The sequence below is a fragment of the Thiohalocapsa sp. ML1 genome, assembly GCF_001469165.1.
Taxonomy (GTDB): Bacteria; Pseudomonadota; Gammaproteobacteria; order Chromatiales; family Chromatiaceae; genus Thiohalocapsa.
This window is the reverse complement of the sequence record NZ_JABX01000017.1, coordinates 76,855-103,228: the sequence shown is the minus strand read 5'-3', so window position 1 is coordinate 103,228 and position 26,374 is coordinate 76,855. Positions and strand designations below refer to the sequence as shown.

Sequence of the window (26,374 nt, the reverse complement as noted above, 5' to 3'; positions counted from 1 at the left end):
AAGTTTGAAAAGGGCGGCACCTAGCCCCTAGCCCCTAGCCCCTAGCCCCTAGCTCCTCAACTAACACGGCGAATCACGGCCCCGAGCGCGGAGAGCTTCTCTTCGATGTGATCATAGCCACGGTCGATGTGGTAGATCCGGTCCACCAGCGTGTCGCCCTCGGCCACCAGGGCCGACAGTACCAGGCTCGCCGACGCGCGCAAGTCAGTGGCCATCACCGGCGCCGCCGTCAGCCGCGAGACGCCCCGGCAGATGGCCGTGTTGCCCTCGATGGTGATGTCCGCGCCCATGCGCTGCATCTCCTGCACGTGCATGAAGCGATTCTCGAAGACCGTTTCCGTCACGATGCCGGTGCCCTCGGCGATGCTGTTCAGCGCGCAGAACTGCGCCTGCATGTCGGTCGGAAAGGCCGGGTGCGGTGCGGTGTGGATGTTCACGGCGCGCGGACGACGGCCGTGCATGTTCACCTCGATCCAGTGCTCGCCGGTGGCGACCTCGGCGCCGCATTCGCGCAGCTTGCCCAGTACCGCCTCCAGCAGCCCGGCGCGCGTCTCGCGCACCCGTACGCGCCCGCCCGTCATGGCCGCCGCGACGAGGTAGGTGCCGGTCTCGATGCGGTCCGGCAGCACGCTGTACTCGCAGCCCGTGAGCCGCTCGACGCCGTCGATGACGAGGGTGTCGGTGCCGGCGCCCGCGATGCGCGCGCCCATCTTATTCAGAAACAGCGCCAGGTCTTCGATCTCCGGCTCGCGGGCGGCGTTTTCGAGCACGGTGCGCCCGTCGGCCAGCGCCGCCGCCATCATCAGGTTCTCGGTGCCAGTGACGGTGACGATGTCCATGAAGTAGCGGGCGCCCTTGAGCCGCTTCGCGCGGGCGTGGACGTAGCCGTTCTCGACGGTGATGTCCGCGCCCATCGCGCGCATTCCTTCGATGTGCAGGTTCACCGGCCGCGCGCCAATGGCGCAGCCGCCCGGCAGCGACACCTGCGCCTCGCCGAAGCGGGCAAGCAACGGCCCCAGCACGAGGATCGACGCGCGCATGGTCTTCACGAGGTCATAGGGCGCCTCGAAGCGCGTGACCTCGGTGGCGTCCACATGAATGCGCATGCGCTCGTCCACGGTGAGGTGGGCGTCCATGCGGCCGAGCAGCTCCATGGTCGTGGTGATGTCGCGCAGGTGCGGCACGTTCGACAGCAGGCATTCGCCGTCGGCGGCGAGCAGCGTCGCGGCCATGATCGGCAGCGCGGCATTCTTGGCGCCGGAGGCGCGTACCTCGCCGTCGAGGCGGTTGCCGCCGGTGATCAGAAGTTTATCCATGGTGTGCGTCGGTGCGGATGGGCGACGGGCGCGGGCCCGCCGCGTCAGGTCTTGATGTGGGTGCGCGGGCGGGTGCTTCAGCCGGGCGCGGCGTTGGTGTGCGCGGCCTGCGCATCGAGCCCGAGCAGGCCGTCCACGTTCGCCAGCTCCGCGAGCCGACCGAGCGCCGCCGGCGCGTTGTGCAGCAGCAAGACCTTGCCCGCGGGCCGCAGCATCGCCTGCCATTGCAGCAGCAGGGCGACGCCGGCGCTGCTCGCGCGGCCGACGCCGGCCAGATCCAGCGTCACCTGCCCGGCCGCGTCCGCGGTGGGCATTTGCGCCGCCAGCGCGGCCACGGCCGCCAAGGTCAGGTCGCCGTCGAGCCGCCAGCATCCCGGCCCCGTTTGCGTCAGGCGCGCGTCGCCCCGGTCGCCGACGGTGGCAGGGGCCGCCACGCTGCGCAGCGCCGCCGCCATGCTCAGGCGCCGCGGGCCTTCGCCTGCAGCTCGCGGATCAGGCCGTCGATGCCGGAACGGGCGATGGTAGTGCGGAACTGGCCGCGATAGCTGGAGATCATGCTGACGTTCTCGATGACGAGGTCATAGACCTTCCAGCTCCCGCTCTCCTTGTGCATGCGGTAGTCGATGGGGATCGGCGGGGCGCCCGTGGAGCGCACCTCGGTGGGCACCACCACGGTGCCGGCCCGCGTGCCCGGGCGAGAGGGCTTGTAGGTCACCTCCTGACCGGAGTACTTGGCGAGCGACTTCGCGTAGGTGCTGATGAGGAGCTCGCGGAACGAGGACACCAGCTCCGCGCGCTGCGCGGCGGTGGCCTTGTTCCAGTCGACGCCGACGGCGGAGCGGGTGATCAGCTCGAAGTCGAAGTGCGGCGCGAGCTTGCTGCCGACCAGATTGTAGATCGCGGTCGGGTTGCCGCTCAGCTCGCTGCGGCGGCTCTGGAGCGTCGCGAGGGTATCCTCGGCGGTGCGCTTCACCAGTGCCTCGGCGGCGCTGTCCGCCGATGCCGCCCCCGACAGGGACACCAGCGCCGCCAGCAGGACCGCCAGCAGTGCTCTTGAGGCCCGGCTTGCCCGCCGTGCCGGGTTTGCGATGCTCATTCGGAGCCCTCCGCTGCCTTGTTGAAGAGAAACTGGCCGATCATCCGCTCCAGCACCAACGCGGACTGGGTATGCTCGATCTGGTCGCCGTCGCCGAGATAATCCGGGCTGCCGCCCGGATCCAGCGCGACGTACTGCTCCCCAAGCAGCCCCGCCGTGTAGATATTGGCGAAGGTGTCCGCCGGGATGCGGTCGTAGCCCGCATCGATGCGCAGTGTCACCACGGCCTGATAGCTGTCCTGGTCAAACGTGATGGCCTCGACGCGACCCAGGCGCACGCCGGCCATGCTCACCGGCGAGCGGACCTTGAGGCTGCCGATGTTATCGAACCGCGCCATCAACGCGTAGCCGTCGCCGTTGGCCGCTGCGCTCAAATTGCTGACACGCATGGCCAAAAAGAACAGGGCCAGGCAACCCGCGGCGATGAAGGCGCCCACCAGGATCTCCGTCGTGCGCGTCGTGCCCATGCATCAGTCCCCAAACATCAAGGCCGTCAAAACGAAATCCAGCGCCAGCACCGCCAGCGCCGCATGTACCACCGAGCGCGTGGTGGCCCGGCTGACCCCGGCGGACGTCGGCGTCGCGTCGTAGCCCTGGAACAGCGCAATCCAGGTCACCACCACACCGAACACAATGCTCTTGATGACGCCGTTCAGCACATCCTCGCGAAAGTCCACCTTGGCCTGGGTCTGCCCCCAGAAGGCGCCGTCATCGACCCCGAGCAGCCCCACGCCGACGAACCAGCCGCCGAGCACGCCGAGCGCGCTGAACATGGCGGCAAGCAGCGGCATCGCCAGCACACCGCCGAAGAAGCGCGGCGTCAATATGCGCCGCACCGGGTCCACGGCCATCATCTCCAGCGCCGAGAGCTGCTCGGTGGCCTTCATCAGGCCGATCTCGGCGGTGAGCGCCGAGCCCGCGCGCCCGGCCACCAGCAGCGCCGTCACCACCGGGCCGAGCTCGCGCACCAGCGACGCCGCGACCATGATGCCGAGGCTCTCGGCTGCGCCGAACTGGCTCAGCACGTAATAGCCCTGGAGCCCGAGCACCATGCCGACGAAGAACCCGGACACGGCGATGATCAGCACCGACAACACGCCGATGGAATAAAGCTGCGCGATCAGGAGCCGCGGCTTCAGCAGCAGCTCCGGCAACCCGGCGACGATGGCCGCGAGCAGCAGGTTGGCCCGGCCGATGCCCGCCAGGGCCGCGAGCCCGGAGCGCCCGAGTCGCGCCAGCGGCTCCAGCAGCATCATCGCCGCCCTCCATTGCCAAGCAGGTCATCGGCCAGCGGTGGAGCCGGGTAGTGGAAGCGCACCGGGCCGTCCGGCTGCCCGTCCAGAAACTGCCGCACCCGCGGTCCCGGATCCGTCGACACCTGCGCCGACGTGCCGCGGCAGATGATGCGGCCCTCGGCGATGACGTAGACATAGTCCGCGATGCTCAAGGTCTCCGGCACGTCGTGGGAGACGATGATGCTGCTCAAGCCGCCGGCGTCGTTCAGGTGCCGCACCAGGCTCACGAGCACGCCCATGGAGATCGGGTCCTGCCCGGTGAAGGGCTCGTCGTACATGACCATCATCGGGTCCAGCGCCACCGCGCGGGCCAGCGCGACGCGCCGCGCCATGCCGCCCGAGAGCTGCGCCGGCATCAGATAGGCGGCGCCGCGCAGCCCGACGGCCTCCAGCTTCAGCAGCACCAGCCGGCGCAGCAGCGCGGCCGGCAGCCGGGCGTGCTCCCGCAGCGGATACGCCACGTTGTCGAACACCGACAGGTCGCCGAGCAGCGCGCCGCTCTGAAACAGCATGCCCATGCGCGTGCGCAGCGCATAGAGCCGGCGGCGGCTCAAGCAGTGCACGTCCTCGTCATCGACGACAATGCTGCCGGCCTGCGGCGCAAGCTGGCCCGCGATGAGCTTCAGCAGCGTGGTCTTGCCGGTGCCGGACGGACCCATGATGGCGGTGACGGCGCCGCGCGGGATGTCCAGGTCCATGCCGTCGAAGATGACCTTGCCGGCGCGGGCAAAGCGCAGGCCGCGGATGCGCACCAGCGGCGGCGCCGCTGCGTCATCCGACACGGTGCCCGCGGTGGTCGCGTCGGCGTTGCCGAGGGCAGAGCCCGGATTGGCGGCTGCGGGGAGGCCGTTCCCCATGCGTTTGGCTCACTGACAGGCGGCTAAAACAACTCGGCATTCTCTGGCCCGCATCGGCAAGCGTCAAGCAGCACCGCGTCCGAACCCGCATTGATCGGGCGGGATTGCACTGACTGCCAACCGGCTTTAGCCCCTAGGGCCGCTCCGATGCCGACCGCCGCCCCCCATCGGCCACCGGCGAACGGCTGGCGATCGCGGAGACACGCCGCCCGACGTCCGCGGTAGGTCGCTGGCTTTCTCCCCAACCCCTCAGCTCGTCGCTCCTGCCGAAGACTTCGCGCTGATCTGATCCCGCGCTCCCGCCGCCGATGGCACGGGCTGTCCGCGACGGCGTCGTCATGGCGGCTAAGGCGATTTCTGTCAAATAACATACCGCCTGGCTTGTCTTTTCGCCCGCCTTCTGCGTCGCGGCAGCGGGTGCATAGTTCGACTATGCACCCGCTGCCGCTCCTTGAAGGCGGACGAGAATCCTGCGCCATTCGGTACGTTTTTCTCCGGCGATCGCCTAAGTTCGCTAGCGCACAGTCAAGGGTAGGCTGATCGGCATAAATTCGCGATCATCGGGCGAGTGCCATGTGCGCTCCCGCATTCGGGTTTCGAATCTGAGGTGCCGTCAAGACCGCGAGCGCCGGGCAGTCCGGATCGGAGCGCCAAAGGCCGTGAGAGGGCAAAACGTCAACCACTGGCCGCCACAATGAGGTGAAAGTAATGATCAAGCTCGTGATACTGATGCTGTTGATCGCGATGGGAGGGCTGTCCGGCTGCAACACAATAGAAGGCGCGGGCAAGGATATCGAGAGCGGCGGTGGCGCCGTCAGCGATGCGGCGCGCGAGGTCAAAGAGGATCTGTAACGCAGCAGGGCGGGGCGTTGCGAGAATAACCTCAGCAATCCGCCGGTCACGCACTATTGGACCGCCGCATCGTGGACCGCCGCATCGGCGCACCACCAACCGGAGACCCACAGGCAATAATAAGGAGTGTCGAGATGGCGCGATTACGCAAGACACCCATTCGTCAGCAGCGCGATGGCTCACCCAGCCAACAACTCGCGGAAGGGCCTGAACCTCGGGTTGCGGCGGTCTCGGATTTGATCCGTCAGCGCCGCAAGATCGCCCTGGGCTATCGCCGCAGCCTGAGCGAGGCCGAACTGCATCATCTGCGGGATATCGACCACCAGCTCGCCGGGTACAACATCGATATTCCCGCCATTGAGCACCGTGTCGCACAACGCAGCGCCGAGCGCTCGCAAAAGGGGCCGTGAAAAGCCCGTCAAGCGCTCCGCCGGCCCACTGCGAACGCCGGCGTACTGTTCCAAACCTCTGCCCCGCCACCCGGGCATGCAATCCAGGCAGCGGTCCCGGCGAGCACCGCCCCCGTCATTCTGGGCCGGCCCGACAGTCGAGCCGGGACCGACCATCCACCACCGGAGCTTTCGTCATGCAATTTGATTACACCAAGCACAACGTCGGCAACTCCGACAGCCTCATCCGCTCGGTTGTCGGCACCCTCCTCATTGTCGGTGCCGTTCTCGGCGGAAGCTGGATTGCCGGGCTGATCGGCGTGGTGGCGCTCGGCACCGCCTATTTTCGCTTCTGCCCGGCCTACGCGCTGTTCAGTTTCAGCTCGAAGAAGGACGCTGCACCCGTCGCCAAATAGCCCGAGCCGACCCGGCCACCGCCCTGGTGCTTATGCCTGGGCCTCGGGCACGACGCCGGCCGCCCGTGCCGCTCCTGCTGCAACCCCACTCCCCACTGACTGCATGCCATGACCAAAGAACGCCAAAGCAACAAAGAAACCAAGAAGAAGCCCAATTTGACACTCAAAGAGAAGCGCAACGCGAAGAAAACCAAGCAAGAGCCCAAGGGCTTGTTGGAAAGCGGGAAAGGCGCGCGGGTCTAGGGAGGCTGCGCCTCTGACCGACGAGTCGTGACCGCCGCTTTGGAAGGATACGAGTCGAAACCGAAGCCGTTCTGGCAATCCTCGCGGCTGCTCAAGCCGGCGCCATTGGGTTGATGAATCCCGAGGCGCTCGAATACGAAAGAGCGCGTATTCCAGGCAGACAACGTCGTACTGAGGTGGCGGGAATGCTAGCCCCGTCGGCCTTGATCATCACTCCGACCAGCGCGCGGGGGCTGCTACGGAGCGCGGCGGCTGTAGGGCCGAGGGCCGAGGATGGCTCCCTCGGCCCGCGGCCCTCGGCCCTTCCCCCAGGTGTGGTCGTACACTTGACTCATCTGCAAACTCTCAAACTGGGGTATGCCCGACAAGCGGGCTCGAGACCGCGCCGGCGCCGACTGGGAGCGCCGGCTTTCAGCCGGCTTCGCGTGCCGGGGGCTCGATGCCCCCGGCGCGCGATCTGCGGCGCGGGAGCCGGGCGGTTGCCCATGCCGCGCGGCCGGCCGGACGAGCGCGCATGTGCTCTATGATCAGCCAGGACGCCGCCGACGCGGCATCGAGCCGCGCCGGCGGCGAGCCGGCTGGAAAGCCGGCGATCCCAGCGCAGTAGTGTCCGCTGTGCGAACCGCTTGCGTGCGGCAGGCGATGTGGCCGGCACGATGATCGAGGCCGCCCCGTCGCAGTAGCGCATCAAAATCACTGATGAGGCAGAGGGGTTACCATGAAAGTCGCGCGCAGTAGCGCTCCTTAGTCCCCTTCTCCCTCTGAGAGAGGGCCGGGGTAAGGGTAACGGCCATGGCGAGCAGCGCCTTTCATCCTGCGGGGTGGCGCTGGTCGCCATGGCCGTTAGCCGAATCCCTTGAGAGCCGTGGCAGCAGTGTAATGGACGCCCCGGATCACCGCGGCGGCCTAGTCCGCGCGCCTTGGGCGTTGGGGCGCGCCTTGCCGCTGCCCGCGGGCTGAAAGCTCGGTATCAGATGTCGCTTGCCGTTGCCGATGAGGTCCGCGCGACCCATGCGCCGCAGCGCTTCGCGGAGCTGCGGCCAGTTTTCCGGATCATGCCAGCGCAGGAAGGCCTTGTGCAGCCGGCGCTGGCGGAGCTTGCGTACGACACTGACGCGCTCGGCACCGGGCCGGACCGGCCGCAGCGGGTTCCAGCCGGTGTGGTACATGGCGGTGGCGAGCGCCATGGGTGTCGGCAGGTAGGCCTGCACCTGGTCCGGGCGAAAGCCGTTGCGTTTGAGCCAGAGCGCGAGGTTGAGCATGTCCTCATCGCTGGTGCCGGGGTGCGCGGCAATAAAGTACGGGATCAGGTACTGCTCCTTGCCGGCCTCGCGGGAGAAGCGCTCGAACAGTTGCCGAAAGCGCTCGAAGCTGCCGATGCCGGGCTTCACCATCAGCGCGAGCGGCCCGGGCTCGGTGTGCTCCGGGGCAATCTTGAGATAACCGCCGACGTGGTGCGTCACCAGCTCGCGCACGTAGGCCGGCGAGTGCACGGCCAGGTCGTAGCGCAGCCCCGAGGCGATGAGCACGCGTTTGACGCCGGGCACGGCGCGGGCCTTGCGGTAGAGCTGGATCAGCGCCGAGGGGTCCGTGGACATGTGCTTGCACACGTCCGGATAGACGCAGGACAGGCGCCGGCAGGCGCGCTCGACGGCCGGGTCGCGGCAGGCGAGGCGGTACATGTTGGCCGTGGGTCCGCCTAAGTCCGAGATGGTGCCCGTGAAGCCCGGCGTGCGATCGCGGATTTCGGCGATCTCCGCCAACACGGAGCGCTCGGAGCGGCTCTGGATGATGCGCCCCTCGTGCTCGGTGATGGAGCAGAAGCTGCAGCCGCCGAAGCAGCCGCGCATGATGGTCACCGAGAAGCGGATCATCTCCCAGGCCGGGATGCGCGCGTCGCCGTAGGACGAGTGCGGGCGGCGGCTGAAGGGCAGCTCGTAGAGGCGGTCCATCTCCTCGGTGGTGAGCGGAATCGGCGGCGGGTTCAGCCACAGGTCGCGGTCGCCGTGGGCCTGGACCAGCGCGCGGGCGTTGCCCGGATTCGTCTCCAGGTGCAGCACGCGGGCGGCATGCGCATAGCGCATCGGTTCGGCGCGCACCTGCTCGAAGGCCGGCAGGCGCAGTACGGTGCGGGCGCGCTCGGCAGCGCGGTCGGCTTGCGCGCCTCTGGCGGTCGGTAGTCCGGGCTGTTCCGGGGCGCTTGCGTCCAGCTCGGTCCAGCCCGGCGGGCGTTCGCCGTGGGGCGTCAAATAGGCGGTGCCGCGCACGTCGCGAATGCTGCGGATGGGCTCGCCGCGGGCCAGGCGATGCGCCACCTCGCACAGGGCGCGCTCGGCGTTGCCGTAGATCAGCAGGTCCGCCTTGCTGTCCACCAGCACCGAGCGGCGCACCGCGTCGGACCAGTAGTCGTAGTGGGCGACCCGGCGCAGGCTGGCCTCGATGCCGCCGAGCAGGATCGGCACGTCCTTGAACGCCTCGCGCACGCGCTGGGCATAGACCAGCACGGAGCGATCCGGCCGCCGATTGCCGGCGCCGCCAGGCGAATAGGCATCGTCGGAGCGTGGGCAGCGGTCGGCCGTGTAGCGGTTGACCATGGAGTCCATGTTGCCGGCGCCGACGCCGAAGCACAGGTTCGGCCGCCCGAGCACGCCGAACGCCTCGGCCGAGGTCCAGTCCGGCTGCGCGATGATGCCGACGCGAAAGCCCTGCGCCTCCAGCAGCCGCCCCATCAGGGCCATGCCGAACGAGGCATGGTCCACGTAGGCATCGCCGGTGACGATGATCACATCGCATCTGTCCCAGCCGAGCAGGTCCATCTCGTCGCGCGACATGGGCAGCTCCGGTGCGATGCCGAGCTTGTGTGCCCAGTGCTTGCGGTAGCCGAAGAGGTTGGGGGCGGATTCCATGCTTGGAGACGGGCAGGCGATGATGGCAACGAGAGCAACGGCACCGACGGGCAGAGCGCTCGGCCAGGGTCGAGGGCCGAGGGCCGAGGGCCGAGGATCGATCCAGTGCCGCGGCGGCGCAGATGTTCCGGGACCGTCTCGGATCGTAGAGAACGATGGCAACCGGTCTCGGGATGTCCGCCGCGCAGCACCAGACCCGCACAAAGGCCGAGCAAGCGCCGGCTTCTGAGTCCGCGCCTCGGCTCTGCCCCGTTAATTTAGCTCGCGCCTCGCCTGTCGCGGTTGACCTCAGGCAGCTCGGAAGCCGACGCGCGCCCTCGCGCGTCATGCCCGCTCCCCGAGCGCCGCGCGCAGCTTCTGCCGAGCGCGGAAGAACTGTGTACCGGCTCGCTTGCGCGCGTGGTTTGATAAGGGCGCATTGGCCAGATCCGCGCGCCGCCAGCCCTTCGCCCGCCTATCCAGCCAAGTCGATCTCCACGCGATGCACCTGACCGTCATCGCCCAGTTGAATCGGCGAGCCTTCCACCTCGACGCCATCCAGCGTCGTTCGCGTGCCACCGTGGTCGCCGCTCGCAAGCGGGCCGATCTGCCGGACGCGGATCTCGTAGGGCGTGGCCCGATACCGGTAGCGCAGCGTGAAGCCGGTCCAGTCCGGCGGCAGGCAGGGGGCGATGCGCAGCCGGTCTCCCTCCAGACGCAGGCCGAGCAGGGATTCGAGGATGAGCCGGTACATCCAGCCCGCGGAGCCGGTGTACCAGGTCCAGCCGCCGCGCCCGATATGGGGTGACACCCCATAGACATCAGCCGCGATCACATAGGGCTCGACCTTGTAGGTGGCGATGTCCGCGGCGGTGCGGCCGTGGTTGATGGGGTTGATCAGGTCGAACAGCTCCCAGGCGCGCGTGGGCTCGCCAAGGCGGGCGAAGGCCATGACGGCCCAGATCGCGGCATGGGTGTATTGGCCGCCGTTCTCGCGCACGCCGGGGACGTAGCCCTTGATGTAGCCGGGCTCCAGCGCTGAGCGGTCGAACGGCGGCTCCAGCAGTTGAATGAGCCCGGCGTCGCGGCGCACCAGATGGGTGTCGAGCGCGGCCATGGCTTGGCGCGCGCGCTCCGGCGCGGCGACGCCGGACAGCACCGACCAGCTCTGGGCGATGGAGTCGATGCGGCACTCGGGGCTGCTCGTGGAGCCGAGCGGCGTGCCGTCGTCGAAGTAGGCGCGCCGGTACCAGTCGCCGTCCCAGCCGTGCTGCTCGAGGTTCCGGCGCAGGCGCGCTGCCTCGACCTGGCAGCGCTCTGCGAACGGCACGTCCCCGCGCTCGCCTGCCAGCGCGGCGAACTGCGTCAGCACCTCGTGCAGGAAGAAACCGAGCCAGATGCTCTCGCCGCGGCCCTTGATGCCGACCAGGTTCATGCCGTCATTCCAGTCGCCGGAGCCCATCAGCGGCAGGCCGTGCTCGCCCATGCGCAGGCCGTGCCGGATGGCACGCACGCAATGGTCGTAGAGGCTGGCGGACTCGTCGCTGCGGCCGGGCAGGTCGTAATAGCCGTCGTCCTCGCCGCTGACGAGGCGGCCGTCCAGAAACGCGATCGTCTCGTCCAGCACCCCGGCATCGCCGGTGGTGAGGACATAGCGGCAAGTGGCCAGCGGCAGCCAGAGGTAGTCGTCGGAGCAGCGCGTGCGCACGCCCCGACCGGAGGGCGGATGCCACCAGTGCTGGACATCGCCCTCGCGGAACTGGCGCCCTGCTGCGCGCAGCAGATGTTGGCGCACGAGCCCGGGCTCGGCATGAATGAGCGCCATGGCGTCCTGCAACTGATCGCGGAAGCCGAAGGCACCGCCGGACTGGTAGTCGCCGCTACGCGCCCAGAAGCGGCAGGCCAGGGTCTGGTACAGCAGCCAGCCGTTGGCGAGCAGGTCGAGCGCCGGGTCGGGCGTCTCCACCTGCACTGTGCCCAGGGTGCGCGTCCAGTAGTCCTGCACCGCCGCCAGGGCAGCGCGGGCGGCGGCGGCGCCCCGCTGGGCTGGCGCGAGCAGGCCGGCCGCATCGGCGCCGCGCCCGCCGATCATGCCGAGCCGGAAGACGATCTCATGGCGCTGGCCGGCGGCCAGATCGAAGCGCGTCTGCAGCGCGCCGCAGGCATCCAGGCCCGCGCCGACCCGCCCCGAGAGCGTGCTGCGCGCCAGCGCGGCCGGTCGGCCCGGGGTGCCGTTGCGCCCGAGGAATTCGGCGCGGTCGCCGGTCAGGCTGCGCGCCGGGTCGTCTACGTCGAAGAAGGCCAGCCGCTCGGCGAGCTCGCTGTTGTAGGGGTTGCGGGCGAGCAGCGCGCCGCTGTCGGGGTCGATCTCGGTGACCACGTGCAGCGCCGACTTAGGCCGCAGGTCGCCGAGCACCCACTCGACATAGCCGGTCGCCGACAGCCGCCGCGCTTGTGTCGAGCGATTGTGCAGTGTCAGCACCAGGTACTTCACCGGCGCGTCCACGGCCACATAGACCCACAGCGCCGAGGCGATGCCGGCCTCGCAATGCTCGAAGACGCTGTAGCCGAAGCCGTGCCGCGTGACATAAGGCGCGCTGCCGCCGGCGGGCAGCGGGGTGGGCGACCAGACCTGGCCGCTCACCTCGTCGCGCAGATAGAAGGCCTCGCCATGGACATCGCCGACCGGGTCGTTGTGCCAGGGCGTGAGCCGCAGCTCGTGGGCGTTCTCGCACCAGGTGTAGGCACCGCCGCCGGCGGAGACGACGGTCCCGAAGTGCGCATTGGCCAGCACGTTCACCCAGGGTGCGGGCGTAGTCCGGTCGGGCGTCGTAGTGATGACGTATTCGCGCCCATCGGCGGAGAAGCCGCCCAGGCCGTTGTCGAAGCGCAGCGCCGGGCGCGGCGGGGTCGGCTCCTGCCGCTCGCGCGCCCGGCTCCCGCTGGGCTTGAAGGCCGGCATCTGTTTCAGCCGCGGGTCGCGCCGGTTGATCTGCTCGGCCAGCGTGCCGCGATCATCGCTCAGGATGGCGCGGGCCACGGTCTGGAACAGCACGCGGTCCTCGTCCGAGATCTGATCGGCCGGGCGGATGAAGATGCCGCCGGGGCGGTCCACCACATGCGCCTCGGCGCCCGCGGCGATGAGCCCGAGAATCTGCTCCTGAAGCTGCTGGCGGTAACCGGCGCGATCCTCGTTCCAGATCACCAGATCCACGGTGAGCCCCTTCAGCCGCCAATAGGCATGCGCCTGCACGAGCTGGTGCACCAGGGCGATGTTGGCCTGGTCGGCGATGCGGCAGAGCACGATGGGCACGTCGCCGGAGACCGCATGACTCCAGAGGCCGGACTGGCCGCGGCGGTTCTGCGCCAGCACACTGGGTGCGGCGCGCAACGCGGCATTGGTGTAGAGGATCGAGCTGGCCAGGCGGCCGTAGAGCTGCGCGTCCGCCGGGGTGGCATTGAGCTGGCGCAGCACGACCTGGCTGTGGATCCAGGCCAGATCGAAGACGCGATTGGCCAGGCGCGCGTCTTGGTACTTCTCGACCAGGCCCAGGGCCTGCTCGCGGGTCTCGCCGATGCCGTAGAACAGGTCGATGGTGGCGGTCTCATCGGCCTGCAGGACGATGCGCCGGCGGATGGCGACCATCGGGTCCAGCACCGGGCCGGCGCTGCCGGAGAGCGCGCCGGGTGCGTCCATGGCCAGCGGGGCCGCCAGCGTCCGATCGCGCCCGATGAAGCGCATGCGGTCGGTCTCGGCGGAGGGCGCGAGCGCGGTATCCTCCGGTGCGCCAGTCACCAAGCTGCCCCGCACCACCAGCGCATGGAACATCCAGGGCGAGGTCTCCTCGCGCGAGCGCGGCCGGCGGTGACAGAGAATCGCGGACGGCGGGTCCAGGATCTCGGTCTGCATGAAGAGGTTGCTGAAGGCCGGGTGCAGGTTGTCGGCGGCGGACGGGGCGAGCACGACCTCGGCATAGCTGGTGACCTCGATCACCCGGCGGCCGCGCGAGCGGTTGGTCAGGCGCAGCCGGCGCAGCTCGAGGTCATCCTCCGGGGAGACGACCATCTCGGTGTAGGACTCGATCTCGTGATCGCGGCGACGGAGCTCCGCCCGGCCCTCGGAGAAGATGGCCTCGAAGTGGTCCGGCGTCGTCAGCGTCGGCTGGTGGGCGCTCGACCAGACGGCGCCGCTGTCCAGATCGCGCAGATAGCAGAAGCTGCCCCAATGATCGCGCGTGCTGTCCTCGCGCCAGCGGGTCACGGCGAGATCCTTCCAGCGGCTGTAGCCGCCGCCGGCGTTGGTCAGCATCACGTGGTAGCGGCCGTTCGACAGCAACTGGACCTCGGGGTGCGAGGTGTTGGGGGTGTCGAGGACGCGGATCGGCGCCTCCAGACTGCCATCGCTGCCCCGCTCGCCGGTGATCTCGCCGCCGGTGTCGGAGAACAGGACGGTGGTCTTGGGTATGCGCTCTTGCAGCAGCAGCGCCGTGGCCTGGAAGGACGGCACCGAGGCGAAGCGCCGCTGCATGGGCCGCCCGAGCAACAGCGCGGCCAGGGACAGGAAGGTCATGCCCTGGTGATGGGCCATGAAGGAGCGGACCACGGCGCTCGCCTGCCCGCGCGGCAGTCGCGACGGCGTGTAGTCGATGGCCTCGTAGAACCCGAAGGGGCCTGCCAGCCCGCCGGCGGCGAGGCGCTGCAGATTCGCGCAGGCGGCCTCGGGCGCCACCATCAGCGCGAGCGCCGAGGCGTAAGGGGCAACGACCAGATCCTCCGCCAGCCAGCGCTTGAGCCCGAGCCCCGGGACGCCGAAGGCGCGGTACTGGTAGTTGAGCTGGGCGTCGACGCCGTTGTAGCCGGACTCCGAAACGCCCCAGGGCACGCCGCGCTCCTTGCCGTAGGCGATCTGCCGGGCCACCGCCGTGCGGTAGGTCTGGTCGAGCAGGGTGTGGTCGTAGCTCGGCATCACCAACAGCGGCATCAGGTACTCGAACATCGAGCCGCTCCAGGACAGGAGCGTGGTGTCGCCGGCGGCGCGGGTCAGCAGGCGGCCGAGGGCGAACCAGCTCTCCTGCGGCAGCTCGCCCTGCGCAATGCCGACGAAGCAGGCCTGCCGCGCCTCGGAGGCCAGCAGATCGTAGTAGCTCGTATCGCGCCGCCGCTCCGCGACGTTGTAGCCGATGGCCAGCAGCGCCTGCGACTCGTCGAACAGGAAGCCGTACTCCATGCGCGCCAGCTCGGCGGCGGTGCGCGCCAGTTGCTCGATCTCGCTGATCCGCTCGCGGGCGCGGCCGGACGCATTGCCCGCGCTCGGCGCACGCTCGGCTAGCTCGCGCAGGGATAGTGCGAGGCCGGTTTGCGGGCTGTCGTCGGCTGGGGCGGGAGCGCTCGAGCCGGGGGCCGCCGCGGCGAGCCAGGGCGCGAGGAACAAGACCTCGTCCAGCAGGGCGCGGCATTGTCGCGCCAGGCGCTGCACCCATGCCGTGGGCTCATCTTCGCGGGACACATCGCCTGCCCGCTCGGCGGCTTCGGCCCGGGCCGTCAGCGCAGCGAGACAGTCGCGCGCCGCGCCGAGGCTGGTCGGCGGTGCCAGGCGGGCGGCCTCCAGGGTCTGCTTCAGCTCATGGAGGGCGGGCGCCAGAGTGCGCCGGCGTCGGGGCTCGGGAGCTGTCGCGAGGGCCTCCGTCAGTGCCTGCAAGGTATCGCCGAGGCCCTCCAGCCAGCGCGGAGGCAGGATGGGTGCGTCGATCAGCGCCAGCAGCCCCGGTTGCAGGGTCAAGAGATGACCCGCGAGGTTGCCGCTGTCCACCGAGGAGATGTAACAGGGCGCGAGCGGCGCCAGCGAGCGGGTGTCGTACCAGTTGAAGAAGTGGCCGCGGTGGCGCTCCAGTGTGCCCATGGTGCGCAGCGCGGCGCCGGTGCGGGCGATGAGCTCGCCGACGGGCAGGTAGCCGAAGTCATAGGCGGCCAGATTCGCCAGCAGCGCGAGCCCCATGTTGGTGGGCGAGGTGCGATGCGCCACCGCGGCCACCGGGTGCTCCTGCACGTTGTCCGGCGGCAGCCAGTGGTCGTGGGCGCCGACGAAGGTCTCGAAGAAGGCCCAGGTCTTGCGCGCGTTGCCGTGCAGGAAGGCAAGCTGCTCGGCGCTCAGGTGCGCCTCGCGGCGCACGCGCGGGCGGCTCAGCCACCAGGCGATGAGGGGCGCCGCGAGCCATGCCAGCAGGATCGGCGCGGCGACGAGCAGCGCCATCGGCTCCTGCAGCACCAGACCCACGCCCGTGAGCAGCGCCAGGGCAGGCGCGATCCACATGCTGCGGTAGAAGGCGGCGAGCCCTTGTCGCCCGCGCTCCAGGTCGCCCGAGGAGGTCCATTCGAGCAGGCCGCGCCGGCTGACCACCAGTCGCCACAGGGTGCGGAGCACGGCATCGAGGCTGAAATAGGCCTCGTAGGGCAGGCAGGCCAGCGTGAACAGCGCTTGCGCCAAGCGCTGGCCCGCGGCGCGCACCGCGGCGCCCAGATGCGCCGGCCAGCCCAGGTCGCCGGGCTTGCGCAGCGCGCCCAGCATCGCGGTCAGCAATTCCGGAATCAACAGGATGCCCAGCACCGCCAGTAGCCAGACGCCGGGTTCGGACAGCAGCAGCAGGCCCAGCACCAGCAGCCCGGTTAGTGCCGCGGGCACCAGGCTGCGGCGCAGGTTGTCGGCCAGCTTCCAGCGCGACAGGACCGAGATCGGGTTGCGGCGCAGGCGTCCGTCGCGGCCGGGGACGCGCGGCAGCAGCCATTGGGCAATCTGCCAGTCGCCGCGAATCCAGCGGTGGCGCCGACTCACATCCGCGCTGTAGCAGGCGGGGTAGTCCTCGTACAACTGCACGTCCGACAGCAGCCCGGAGCGCGCGTAGCAGCCCTCGAGCAGGTCGTGGCTGAGGATGCGGTTCTCGGGGAAGTGATCGTCGATCGCCGCCTCGAAGGCATCCACCGCATAGATGCCCTTGCCGATGAACGATCCTTCCTGGAACCAGTCCTGATACAGGTCGGACACTGCCCGGGTGTAGGGATCGATGCCGGCATCCTGCCCGTGCAGCCGCGCGAAGCGGGAGCGGTTCGCGCCGGGCAGGCTCACGGCCACGCGCGGCTGGAGGATGCCGTAGCCCGCGCCCACGCGCCGAAGCACGGGGTCGAAGCGGGCCCGATTCAGCGGGTGCTCCATGGCACCGACCATCTCCCGGGCGGCGTCGCGCGGCAACTGGGTGTCGGTGTCCAGCGTGATCACATAGCGCAGGTTCGGGAAGATCAGCCGGTCGCCGACGATCAGCGAAAAGCGTGCGTCGGGTAGCGGCGCTGCTCCGTCGCCGGTCGCCTGCACGCGTAGCCCGGCGTCAGCGTCGCCACGCAGCAGGGCATTCAGATCCATGAGCTTGCCGCGCTTGCGCTCGTAGCCCATCCAGACGCCGGCGCGCGGGTTCCAGCGCCGCGGGCGATGGAACAGGAAGAAGCTGTCGCCGCTCGCGCGCGGGTACTTCGCATTCAGTGCGGCAACGCCCTGCGCGGCCAGATCGATCAGGGCTTGATCGCCGGGCAGCGTCTCGCTCGGCGCATCCTGCAGGTCGGTGAGCAGGCCGAAGTGCAGGTGCGTATCACGATTGGCCAAGAAGCGCACCTCCAGCGATTCGAGCAGGGCCTCGACCCCGCGCGCACTGCCGAGCATGGTCGGCGTCACCACCAGGGTGCGCGCCTCCGCCGGGATGCCGTGGATACAGTCCATGCGCGGCAGCGGATGGGGCGTGGCCAGCAGGCTCGCCAGCCAGTTCATCAGTGCCACCGCCAGTTGACTGGTGCCGAGCACCGCCAAGACTGCGAGGATAGACAGGAGCCAGCCCGGCGCCCCGGCAGCCTGCGTCAGCAAGCCCCAGGAAAAGCCCAGCGTCAGCAACAGGATGCCGCCGAGGTAGAGTACCAAGGCCGCATGCCCCCCCGGTCTGTGCAGCGCCGCCAAGCCAGATCGACGCACCCCGGCGCGCTGCTCCAGCTCGGGGAGTCCGCGATCGATCAGGTAATAGCCGACATGCGCCGTGCGCCCGTCCGGCTGAGCCGGGGCGGGGGCTCGGCCTTCTGCGTGCATTGAGGTTAGAGCCGAGGCCGTGGATGCCGCGCCCGTGTGCGCCAGCTCGATCGCCGCGCGCGCCACGTCGGCTTCGCACAGCCGGCCGCGCTTCGCGAGGCTTTCCACCACATGCCGGTAGCGATCGCGGGTCGCGAAATCCATGCGCCCGTAGAGCCCTTGCGGGTCCTCGCGCAGGACGCGCTCCACCAGGCTCATGGTCTCGACCAGCTCACGCCAGTCCATGGCCCCGAGGAAGCGCAGACTGCCGATGCTGTTGCCGATGGAGACCTGGTCCGCGGCCTGCTGCTGGTTCTCCACCCGCACCAGTTGCTCGATGGTCAGCCCGGACTCGCCGAGCTGCTGCTCGATCCAGGTCAGCGGCAGGGCCAGCGCGGCGCTCTGTCCCTGCAGCCGGCGCGCCAGCTCGGCGACAAAGCCGCCCGACATCGGCGGGCGCGACCGCGCCATGTCGGCGATGACCAGAATCAGATTCTTCGGGTCGCTTTCGGTCATCGCCACCATCCGATCGGCCCAGGCATCGGCCAGGTTCTGATCGAGGCGGCTGGCCGCGACGCGGGCCGTGACGCGGCGGAGATTCTCGATCAGCGCCAGGCGCAGCATGATGGGGATGGCCCACAGCTCGCCCAGCCGCAGCACGTTGACGCTCTGATAAGCGGCGATGAAGCGGCTCAGGTTCTCCGGGTCCACGCGCCCGTCGCCATGCGCGATGACTTCCAGCGCCAGGTCATAGACCCTGGGCAGGCCCGCCGAGGGGCCGTCTCGAAGCCGCGGCAGCTCCCGGCTATAGCCCTTGGGCAGATGCCGCTTGGCGGTGCGGATCTGTTCCTCGATCAGATAAAAGTTGTCGAGCAGCCATTCGCCGGCCGGCGCGATCCTGCGCTGCTCGGCAACCGCGCCCATCAGCAGCCGACAGCCGGCAGTGAGGATCTTCTCATTGGCCGTTAATCGCCCGAGCAGCAGATCCGGCGGATGCTTGGAGACCAGCACATGCGAGGCTGCAAGCACCTTGCCGTGCTGCTCCATCTGCGCCGCGCTGAACAACTCCGAGCGCAGCGGCGGCTCCGCGACCAGATCGGGGTCGGTCAGACCGTCGCTACTCAGCCATGCGCGCAGCGCCGGCGCCACCTCACGCATCGCCCTATTCAATGAGTTCAAATGCGTGCTCTCCCCGGTGCGATGGGCTTGGCTGCGATATCAGATGCAAACTGTCAGGCAGACGAAATGCTCGCGCACGGATGCAGCGGGGCGAGCAAGACCAGAGGGGGCTCGCGCAGAGGCGCGGAGCGAAGCAGGAGTCTGGGTCGAGCAGCGCGCAGAGGCTCCGCAGCGCGGACCCTCCGGAGCGCGGCGGCTGCAGGGTGCGCTGCGCGGACCATCTGCCCGCGCCAGGCAACCGAGTCCGATTTACGACCGACGCCACCCGCTTACCGGCTTTCGCCGTCCTCGCGCAGCGACTCCTGCACCTCATCCATCCGCTCGCCTGCGCTTGCGGCGGCTTCATCGATCTTCTCTCCGGCCTCCTCGGCTGGTCCTTGCTGCTCGCAGCCCATGAAGCCGAGCGCGAGACACAGGCAAGCGATTGCGAAGATACCCTTCGACGCGGCAGATGACATCAGAGCCATTGGCAGTTTCATGCTGGACCCTCGGTGGTGATATGCGACCGGCAACCGACCGCGCAGCGAGCTGAGCCCTCGCGGGCGCCGCAGCGCGGCCCCTCATGCGTGCGCGGTCAGTTTTTGTCCTTGACTGCTTCTGCGGCATCATCGACAGCCGACTGTACGTCTTCCGCAGCATCGCCTAGACCCGCCTGGATCTTCCCGGCTTCCTTTTGGATCTTGCCCTTGATCTCCAGCTCCTCATTGCCGATCATCTTGCCGGTGGCTTCCTTCACCGCGCCTTTCGCTTCTTCGTAGCGGCCTTTGACTTGATCTTTGTTCATGACTGCTCCCAACCTGTGAAATTGATGATGCACCGGCGCGAGCGCGGGGTCATTCCCCACATCGCGCAGTCACCAGACTAGGCTCACGGGCGCTCGCGGTCGGTGCGGCAACGCACACTGACCGATATCCCGATTGCCCGATCGGCAGCATCCGCGAGCGCTCGGGCGCGCATCCCGAGCTCGGGCTAACGGCCATGGCGACCCGCGCCACCCCGGAGGATGAAAGGCGCTGCTCGCCATGGCCGTTTCCCTCACCCCGGCCCTCTCCCAAGGGGAGAGGCAGACTAAAGAGCGCGCTGCGCGCGACTTTCATGGTAAGCCGGCGCAGCAGCAGCGTGCGGCGTCCGCCGCCCGGTTGCGTGAGGAACTCCCTGCTCAGCCATCCTGCAGCAGGTTGCGCAGATCGCTGATCGCGGCATTGGCCCGCGACACATAGGAGGCACTCACCAGTGAGTGATTGGCCATTGGCCCATAACCGGTGCCATTGAGAATCAGCGGACTCCAGATGAAGTTCTGGGTGTTCTTTAACTCGCGGGTGATCTGCTCCAGCGAGACCACGGCATTCTTGTCCTCCAGCACCGCGGCAAAGTCGATCGCTATTGACTCCAACGCATGCAGCAGCGCCCAGGTATAGCCACGCGCCTCGAAGAAGATGTCGTCGACCTTCAGCCAAGGCGTCTTGGTCTGCCCCGCGGCGGGACGCGGCGTCGACTCGCCGGGCTCGGGCTCGCCGGCCGCGGGCGTGGCGAGATGGTCCTGGCCAACCGAAAAGGACAGGCGTTGCGCGAGGCTGCCGAGGCGCTTTGAGACCACGTCCAGGTAGCTGGCGAGATTGTCGGCCCGGGCGTAGAACTGGGCATGCACGACGCCGGTTTCGGAGAGTCCCCTGTGGTAACGATAGAGGGCGGCGATGCCCGTGCGGTACTCCGACTCGGTCGAGGGCAAGAGCCAGGAGTCCGATTGGTAGTTCGATTGGGGTTGCGCGATCTCCAGATCCTTATTCTCGACCGACTGGGACTGGGAACGGCTGAAGTCGTTGCGCAGGGCGTTTGTCAGGTCGCGCCATGCGGTCAAGGCGCCGAATTCCCAGTTGGGGATGTTGTCCAGGAATACGCCCGGCGGGGTGACATCGTTGGTGAGATAGCCACCGGGTTTGTCGAGCAGGGTCTCGCCGATGCGAATGGCCGTGGCCGTGGTCATCGACCCGGTCACCAGCTTGCTCTCATCCTGGTTCACCACGGACAGCGCGTGCTCGCGCACGTCGAACACTCCCGGCGACCGCGACCAATAGACGCCGAGGATGATGACGACAATCACATAGGTGATCAGAAACAGCCCGGCGGTCCACCAGATCCCCTTCTCCTTCCAGGTCCGGGGATTGTAAAAGGCGGCTACCTTCGCGACTTTTCCGGTCAACGCCGTTCTCTTCGGGGATGTGTGAGCTTGCATGTTTGGTCTCCGTTGTCGATCGACTAGCCTATCCGCATCGAAGTCAGCGGAGTCAGGAGGCCGAACACCCCCAGCAGCCACAGCACGACGACAATCACGACGACCACGTTCAGGATCTTCTTGATCTTCCCGTCCATCGGTAGGTAGCTGTTGACCAACCAGAGGATGAGGCCGACGACGACAAGCGTGACGATCAGGGTAATCAGAGGCATGACGCTGCTCCCTTGGTGGGATTCGGGTATGGGTCAAACGTCACGATAGTGCCGGCCAAGACAAGCGTCTGTTCGCCAGCGCACCGACCGGGGCGGCCGGCAAGCGTATTGCTGCGCCATCACGATTGGTCGCCCGTCGCGCGCGACGGGTTGCCGAGACGCGGTTATGCCATCCGGCCTTCGCCCTCACCGCGCCCTCACCTCGCCCTCACCGCGCCATCAGGAGAACCCATGTGCAAGCGGACTCGATGAAGACGTCCACTGACTTTGCCAATCGGCTCCTCGCGGCACTGCCCGCGCAGGACCAAGTCAGGGTGCTGGCGCATTGCGATTGCGTCGAGCTGCGTCGGGGCGAGGTGCTCGGCACGCCGGGCGAGCGCATCCGCCAGGTCTATTTCCCGACGGACAGCTTTGTGTCGGTCGTGACCGCACCCGCTGATCACCCGGGACTCGAGGTGTGGCTCACCGGCAGCGAAGGGATGATCGGGGCGCCCCTGGTCCTGGGGATCGAGCTCACGCTGCTGACCACGTTGGTCCAGGGCACGGGGCCGGCGTGGCGCATGAGCACAGAGGCGCTCCTGCAAGCACTGCACCAGAGCGATGCCCTACAGCGGACCCTGGAGCGCTATGTGGCCGTGTTGCTGAACCAGGCTGCGCGGATGGTGGCTTGCAACCGCTTTCATGCGCTCGAGGGTCGCCTCGCGCGCTGGCTGGCGATGTCGCAGGATCGCGCCCACTCGAATCGCTTTCACGTCACGCACGAGATGCTTGCCGCCATGCTGGGCGTGCGCCGTGCCGGCGTCACCAGAGCGGCGATGGCCTTGCAGGGAGCCCAGCTCATCGAGTATCGCCGCGGTGATGTGACCATCCTCGACAACGCCGGTCTGCGGGCTGCCGCCTGCGGCTGCTATGCGGCAATGAAGGCGATCGACGCGCAGAGCTTGGCGTAATCGCTAATGCGCCGCGGGGTCCTGCGTCCCGCCGGCCGATGGGGCATCGTCTGCGGAGCGCGCCGGGCGCTGTGTGGCCTGCGGCTGGGGCTCGGCGGACAAGAGCGAGAACCGGACGCGTTCGGCGGTTTGTGCGCTATCGTACAAGGGGAGGCGCGGACCGGTTCAGGCGGATCGCCGCGCCGTGCGTCCTTGCATCCAACGCCACTCTTCGGAGAAGCGCTCCATGTCCGTCGCATCCACGCCCGCCTCGCCGCGGCAGAATCATCTCCTCGGCGCGCTGCCCGAGGCCGAGTACGAGCAACTGCTCCCTGACCTGGAGCCGGTCCCGCTGCCGCTCGGCACGGTGCTGTACGAATCCGGCGAGGAGCAGAGCCACGTCTATTTTCCGACCACCGCCATCGTCTCCCTGTTGTATGTCATGGAGAACGGCGCCTCTGCGGAGATCGCCGTGGTGGGCAACGAGGGCATTGTGGGCATCGCCCTGTTCATGGGCGGGGAAACCGTGCCGAACCGCGCCGTGGTGCAGAGCGCGGGCCACGCCTATCGCCTGAGGGGGCCGGTGCTCAAGGGCGCGCTGGCCCATTTTGGGGCGCGTCGCGACTCGGCCCTGCAGCCGCTGCTGCTGCGCTACACCATGGCGCTGGTGACCCAGATGGCGCAGACCGCCGTCTGCAATCGCCACCACAGCATCGACCAGCAGCTCTGTCGCTGGCTGCTGCTCAGTCTGGACCGCTTGCCCTCGGACGAGCTGGACATGACCCAGGAGCTGATCGCCAACATGCTGGGCGTGCGGCGCGAGGGCGTGACCGAGGCCGCCGGGCGCTTGCAGAGCGCCGGCTTGATCCGCTACAGCCGCGGTCACATCAAGGTGCTGGACCGGCCGGGGTTGGAGGCACGGGTCTGTGAGTGCTACGAGGTGGTGCGCCGGGAATTCGAGCGCCTACTGCCCGGGCACACGGGTTTCTGAGCGCTGAGGCTCAGACCGGCGCAACGATCGCCGGCACCGCGAGGCCGAGCAGCGCCGGCAACTGCTGCCAGTCCGCGAGCTGGCTGCTGGTGGGCTTGGACAGCACCACCAGGGTCGTCGGTGCTGCACCGGCGACGGCTTGAAGCCAGCGGGCGGCGGCGCGCAAATCGCGCTGCGCTGTGCTCGGACAGCGCAGCGCTTGGCCGATCCGACACATCGCGCGGGAGTCGCGCGGCGGGCACCAGAGCTCGCCCGGGGTGTCGGTGTCAGCGCCCCAGCGCACGCAGGCAGCGAGCTTGTGTCCGAGGCCGGCCACGGCGGCAGCGAGCTGCTCCGGCGCCGCGGACGCGGGCCATTCCAGTGCAGGCCATTCCAGTGCAGGCCATTCCAGATAGAACGAGAAGCCTTCGTGCACATCGCGGTGCCAGTGCGCGAGCGCATCCATTGGCATGCGCTGCCAGTCGGCGTACGGGACATAAACGCCTTGGTAGTCGTTGGCAAAATAGACCGGGCGCCAGTCATCCGGCAGGTCTTCCGGGAAATACCCGGCCGCGTCGGCGAGGCTCCACCAGCCGTCGGCGACGACGGCGACGCCGGCGGGGGCTGTTGTTGGGACTTGCGACATGGTGTCACGCGAGCTTGAGGTACAGGATTGCCGGCGCCGCCGGGGTGACCCTCCGGCGCCGATCGCGTGCGGCTATGGTACGCTTGGCCCGCTTTGCGATGAGTACACGGCAGTCCAAACAGGCGCTGACGATGCAGGATATCCTCGAACGAGCCAAGGCCATCCGCCTCGTCGTCTTCGACGTCGACGGCGTGCTGACCGATGGCAGCCTCTTTCTCGGCGACGACGGGCAGGAGTACAAGGCCTTCCACTCGCGCGACGGTCACGGCATGGCGATGCTGCGCGACAGCGGCGTCGCCCTTGCCGTCATTACCGGGCGGCGCTCCGAGGTCGTGCGCATACGCATGCAGAGTTTGGGCATCGAGCATGTGCACCAGGGCTGCAAGGACAAGCTGCCGGTGTTTCTGAAGCTTGCCGCCGGCCTTGGCATCGCGCCGGCGGAGGCCGCATACATGGGCGACGACCTCATGGACCTGCCCGTGATGCGCCGCGTCGGCCTCGCCGTGGCCGTCGCCGACGCCCACCCGGTGGTGCGCGAGCACGCCCACTGGTGCACGCCGAGCGGCGGCGGCCGCGGCGCGGCGCGCGATCTCTGCGAGCTCATCCTACGCGCGCAGGACAAGCTGGACGCGCTGGTGCAGGACTATCTCGGGGCCGATCGGCCGGCGTGACGCTGACACGGCGAGAGCTGGCCATCGCGCTCCTGCTTGGTGCCGCAGGCTTAGCCGCCTGGTGGTACCGCGGCGGGCGCGAGCTGCCGGGACTGTCCGGGCCGCTGCTGCCCGGACAGCCGGACTATGTGGTCGAGCAAGTAACGGCGCTATCGATGTCCGCCACCGGCACGCCGGAGCGCCGGCTTTATTCACCGCTGCTGCGGCACTACCCGGACCGCGGCGGCAGCGTATTGGAGACACCGGTCCTGCATTTGCTCGAAACCGACGCACCCGACTGGGTCATCCGCGCAGAGCGCGCCTGGGTGGCGGAGGACACCTCGGAGGTCCTCCTGGAAGGCCGGGTGCTCGCCGAACGCGCCGCCGATGCGAGCTCCCCCGCGCTGCGCATCCAGACCAGCGAGCTGCTGGTGCTAAACGACGTGGGCTACGCGGAGACGGACCGCTTCGTCGAGTTGGAGCGCGGCGCGGACTGGCTCACGTCTATCGACGGCATGCAGCTATGGTTCGAGGAGCCCATGCGCAGCCGCTTCTTCGGGCGCGTGCGCCAGCGCATGCAGAGCGCCACGGCCACCGCGACGGACCATGAGACAAGCGATGCACGCTGAGCGCAGCCGCGGGGCGTTGACGGCGAGCCGCCGCGTCGCCCCATCGGATCTCATGCACGGCGGCAGGGCAAAGGCGCGGGTCGCGGTGATGCTTTGCGTCATCGGTGGACTCTTTGCACCCGCGCTGCCGGCCCTGGACTCGGACCAGGAGCAACCGATGTTTGTCGAGGCGGACGCCGCGGAATTCGACGAGAAACAGTCCATCAGCCTCTACCTCGGCAACGTCGAGGTGCAGCAGGGCAGCATGCGCATCCAGGCCGACGAGGTCTTGGTGCACCACAAGCCCAACCGGCAGCCGCAGAAGATCATCGCCATCGGCAACCCCGTGCGCTACCGGCAGCGGCTCGACAACGACCCCGACGAGGTGCGCGCCCGGGCGCTCAGAATGGAATACGAGGCCGACCCGCAGGAGATCACGCTCATCGACCAGGCCGAGCTGGTGCAGGGCGAGGACCGCTTCGCCAGCGACCGCATCGTGTACAACCGCAGCACCGAGAGGCTAACCGCCGGCACCAGCGCGAGCGGGCGCGAGCGGGTCAAGATTCGCATCGAGCCCCAAGACAACACCGGCGGCCAAGATGCCGGCGATCAATGAGCAGCGCGCCGCGGAGCACCCTGGTCGCCGAAGACCTGGCGAAGAGCTATCGTCGCCGTCGCGTGGTCAATGGGGTCAGCCTTGCGGTCGATGCCGGCGATGTCGTCGGCCTGCTCGGCCCGAACGGCGCCGGCAAGACCACGAGCTTCTACATGATCGTCGGCCTGGTGCCGGCGGACGCGGGCCGCATCCTGCTCGACGGCGAGGACATCACGCTGCGCCCGATGCACGCCCGCGCCCGGCGGGGCTTAAGCTACCTGGCGCAGGAGCCGTCGGTGTTCCGCAAGCTCACGGCGCGGCAGAACCTGCTCGCGGTGCTCCAGGCACGCGCGGATCTCGACCGCACCGAGCAGCGCGCGCGCTGCGCGCGGCTGCTCGATGAGCTCGGCATCGGCCATGTCGCGGACTCGCTCGCCATGAGCCTCTCGGGCGGCGAGCGCCGCCGCCTGGAGATCGCCCGGGCCCTGGCCGTGGAGCCGAAGGTCATGCTGCTCGACGAGCCGTTCGCAGGCGTCGACCCGATTGCCGTCGGCGACATCAAGTCCATCATTACGCATCTGCGGGCGCGCCGCATCGGTGTGCTCATCACCGACCACAACGTCCGCGAGACACTGGACATCTGCGACCGCGCGTACATCATCAGCGAGGGCACGGTCATCGCCGAGGGGACGCCGGATGCGCTGTTGCAGAACGCCCGCGTACGTGCCGTTTATCTCGGTGAGGACTTCCGGCTATGACGACAGGGGCTCGCGCCGACCGTCATCCGACGGGCGGCAGCCGCCTCTGCGAGCGCGCTGACGGGTGTCATTGGAGCGTCATATCGGCGCTGGACGAGCCCCGGGGGCTGGCCCAAGATCGGCGATCTGATTTCGGCTAGAATCGAA

Annotated in this window: 23 protein-coding genes; 10 read left to right on the top strand and 13 right to left on the bottom strand. The window is 68.6% G+C overall.

The features are described from left to right. Nucleotides 1-56 precede the first annotated feature (56 nt). The 6 genes from murA to ML01_RS12765 form a co-directional block, all read right to left on the bottom strand. Entirely contained in the window at nt 57-1,316 is a 1,260-nt protein-coding gene (murA, locus tag ML01_RS12790) for a UDP-N-acetylglucosamine 1-carboxyvinyltransferase (RefSeq protein WP_058555784.1), read from the bottom strand. A gap of 77 nt (nt 1,317-1,393) precedes the next feature. Then, complete coding sequence (locus ML01_RS12785; RefSeq protein ID WP_058555783.1) at nt 1,394-1,771, bottom strand: lipid asymmetry maintenance protein MlaB; 378 nt, start codon at nt 1,769-1,771, stop codon at nt 1,394-1,396. A 2-nt stretch (nt 1,772-1,773) separates the two neighbouring features. Continuing rightward, entirely contained in the window at nt 1,774-2,412 is a 639-nt protein-coding gene (locus ML01_RS12780) for a phospholipid-binding protein MlaC (protein ID WP_058555782.1), read from the bottom strand. Continuing rightward, nucleotides 2,409-2,879, bottom strand: a complete 471-nt coding sequence (gene mlaD, locus ML01_RS12775) for an outer membrane lipid asymmetry maintenance protein MlaD (protein WP_058555781.1) — start codon at nt 2,877-2,879, stop codon at nt 2,409-2,411. The genes ML01_RS12780 and mlaD overlap by 4 nt, the downstream gene beginning before the upstream one ends. Before the next feature lie 3 nt (nt 2,880-2,882). After that, the gene (mlaE, locus tag ML01_RS12770; protein ID WP_058555810.1) at nt 2,883-3,665 is read right to left on the bottom strand and encodes a lipid asymmetry maintenance ABC transporter permease subunit MlaE; all 783 of its coding nucleotides are present in this window, start codon (nt 3,663-3,665) and stop codon (nt 2,883-2,885) included. Next, nucleotides 3,665-4,564, bottom strand: coding sequence for an ATP-binding cassette domain-containing protein (locus tag ML01_RS12765; protein WP_082674231.1), 900 nt, complete (start codon nt 4,562-4,564; stop codon nt 3,665-3,667). Before ML01_RS12765 ends, mlaE begins: the two co-directional genes overlap by 1 nt. Before the next feature lie 708 nt (nt 4,565-5,272). On the opposite strand from ML01_RS12765, the gene ML01_RS12760 reads away from it, so the two are divergent. The 4 genes from ML01_RS12760 (at nt 5,273) to ML01_RS31050 (ending at nt 6,464) form a co-directional block, all read left to right on the top strand. After that, nucleotides 5,273-5,416, top strand: a complete 144-nt coding sequence (locus tag ML01_RS12760) for an entericidin A/B family lipoprotein (RefSeq protein ID WP_058555780.1) — start codon at nt 5,273-5,275, stop codon at nt 5,414-5,416. A 71-nt stretch (nt 5,417-5,487) separates the two neighbouring features. After that, complete coding sequence (locus ML01_RS28725) at nt 5,488-5,826, top strand: hypothetical protein (RefSeq protein ID WP_162268016.1); 339 nt, start codon at nt 5,488-5,490, stop codon at nt 5,824-5,826. A gap of 176 nt (nt 5,827-6,002) precedes the next feature. After that, entirely contained in the window at nt 6,003-6,221 is a 219-nt protein-coding gene (locus ML01_RS12755) for a DUF2892 domain-containing protein (protein ID WP_058555779.1), read from the top strand. Between the two features lie 108 nt (nt 6,222-6,329). Next, complete coding sequence (locus tag ML01_RS31050; protein WP_256363642.1) at nt 6,330-6,464, top strand: hypothetical protein; 135 nt, start codon at nt 6,330-6,332, stop codon at nt 6,462-6,464. A gap of 893 nt (nt 6,465-7,357) precedes the next feature. Here ML01_RS31050 and ML01_RS12750 read toward each other — a convergent pair. From ML01_RS12750 to ML01_RS12725, 6 genes are all read right to left on the bottom strand, one after another. Further along, nucleotides 7,358-9,370 carry a YgiQ family radical SAM protein gene (locus ML01_RS12750; protein ID WP_058555778.1) on the bottom strand — a complete coding sequence of 671 codons (2,013 nt, stop codon included), beginning with the start codon at nt 9,368-9,370 and terminating at the stop codon, nt 7,358-7,360. Nucleotides 9,371-9,824: 454 nt separating this feature from the next. Next, the gene (locus ML01_RS12745; protein ID WP_254045243.1) at nt 9,825-18,494 is read right to left on the bottom strand and encodes a glycoside hydrolase family 94 protein; all 8,670 of its coding nucleotides are present in this window, start codon (nt 18,492-18,494) and stop codon (nt 9,825-9,827) included. 401 nt (nt 18,495-18,895) lie between these two features. Further along, entirely contained in the window at nt 18,896-19,105 is a 210-nt protein-coding gene (locus ML01_RS12740) for a hypothetical protein (RefSeq protein WP_254045242.1), read from the bottom strand. Nucleotides 19,106-19,200: 95 nt separating this feature from the next. After that, a complete protein-coding gene (locus ML01_RS12735) occupies nt 19,201-19,410 on the bottom strand; it encodes a CsbD family protein (protein ID WP_058555776.1) in 210 nt (69 codons plus the stop codon). Between the two features lie 375 nt (nt 19,411-19,785). Further along, nucleotides 19,786-20,859, bottom strand: coding sequence for a DUF2333 family protein (locus tag ML01_RS12730; RefSeq protein WP_058555775.1), 1,074 nt, complete (start codon nt 20,857-20,859; stop codon nt 19,786-19,788). A 23-nt stretch (nt 20,860-20,882) separates the two neighbouring features. Beyond that, entirely contained in the window at nt 20,883-21,071 is a 189-nt protein-coding gene (locus tag ML01_RS12725; RefSeq protein ID WP_058555774.1) for a Thivi_2564 family membrane protein, read from the bottom strand. A gap of 314 nt (nt 21,072-21,385) precedes the next feature. Between ML01_RS12725 and ML01_RS12720 the strand changes: the two genes are divergently transcribed. Continuing rightward, the gene (locus ML01_RS12720; RefSeq protein ID WP_254045241.1) at nt 21,386-22,021 is read left to right on the top strand and encodes a Crp/Fnr family transcriptional regulator; all 636 of its coding nucleotides are present in this window, start codon (nt 21,386-21,388) and stop codon (nt 22,019-22,021) included. A 226-nt stretch (nt 22,022-22,247) separates the two neighbouring features. Next, nucleotides 22,248-22,991, top strand: coding sequence for a Crp/Fnr family transcriptional regulator (locus tag ML01_RS12715; RefSeq protein ID WP_058555772.1), 744 nt, complete (start codon nt 22,248-22,250; stop codon nt 22,989-22,991). Nucleotides 22,992-23,001: 10 nt separating this feature from the next. Here the strand turns inward: ML01_RS12715 and ML01_RS12710 are convergent, their stop codons facing one another. Continuing rightward, entirely contained in the window at nt 23,002-23,616 is a 615-nt protein-coding gene (locus tag ML01_RS12710; RefSeq protein WP_058555771.1) for a hypothetical protein, read from the bottom strand. Nucleotides 23,617-23,747: 131 nt separating this feature from the next. On the opposite strand from ML01_RS12710, the gene kdsC reads away from it, so the two are divergent. From kdsC to lptB, 4 genes are read left to right on the top strand one after another with little or no spacing between them, the layout of a single operon-like run. Beyond that, nucleotides 23,748-24,287 (top strand): 3-deoxy-manno-octulosonate-8-phosphatase KdsC, encoded by a 540-nt coding sequence (gene kdsC / locus ML01_RS12705; protein ID WP_058555770.1) that lies wholly within the window; start codon nt 23,748-23,750, stop codon nt 24,285-24,287. After that, entirely contained in the window at nt 24,284-24,895 is a 612-nt protein-coding gene (gene lptC / locus ML01_RS12700; RefSeq protein WP_058555769.1) for an LPS export ABC transporter periplasmic protein LptC, read from the top strand. Before kdsC ends, lptC begins: the two co-directional genes overlap by 4 nt. Further along, nucleotides 24,885-25,490, top strand: a complete 606-nt coding sequence (lptA, locus tag ML01_RS12695; RefSeq protein ID WP_058555768.1) for a lipopolysaccharide transport periplasmic protein LptA — start codon at nt 24,885-24,887, stop codon at nt 25,488-25,490. Before lptC ends, lptA begins: the two co-directional genes overlap by 11 nt. Further along, a complete protein-coding gene (lptB, locus tag ML01_RS12690; RefSeq protein ID WP_058555767.1) occupies nt 25,487-26,227 on the top strand; it encodes an LPS export ABC transporter ATP-binding protein in 741 nt (246 codons plus the stop codon). The genes lptA and lptB overlap by 4 nt, the downstream gene beginning before the upstream one ends. The last annotated feature ends 147 nt before the right edge of the window (nt 26,228-26,374 follow it).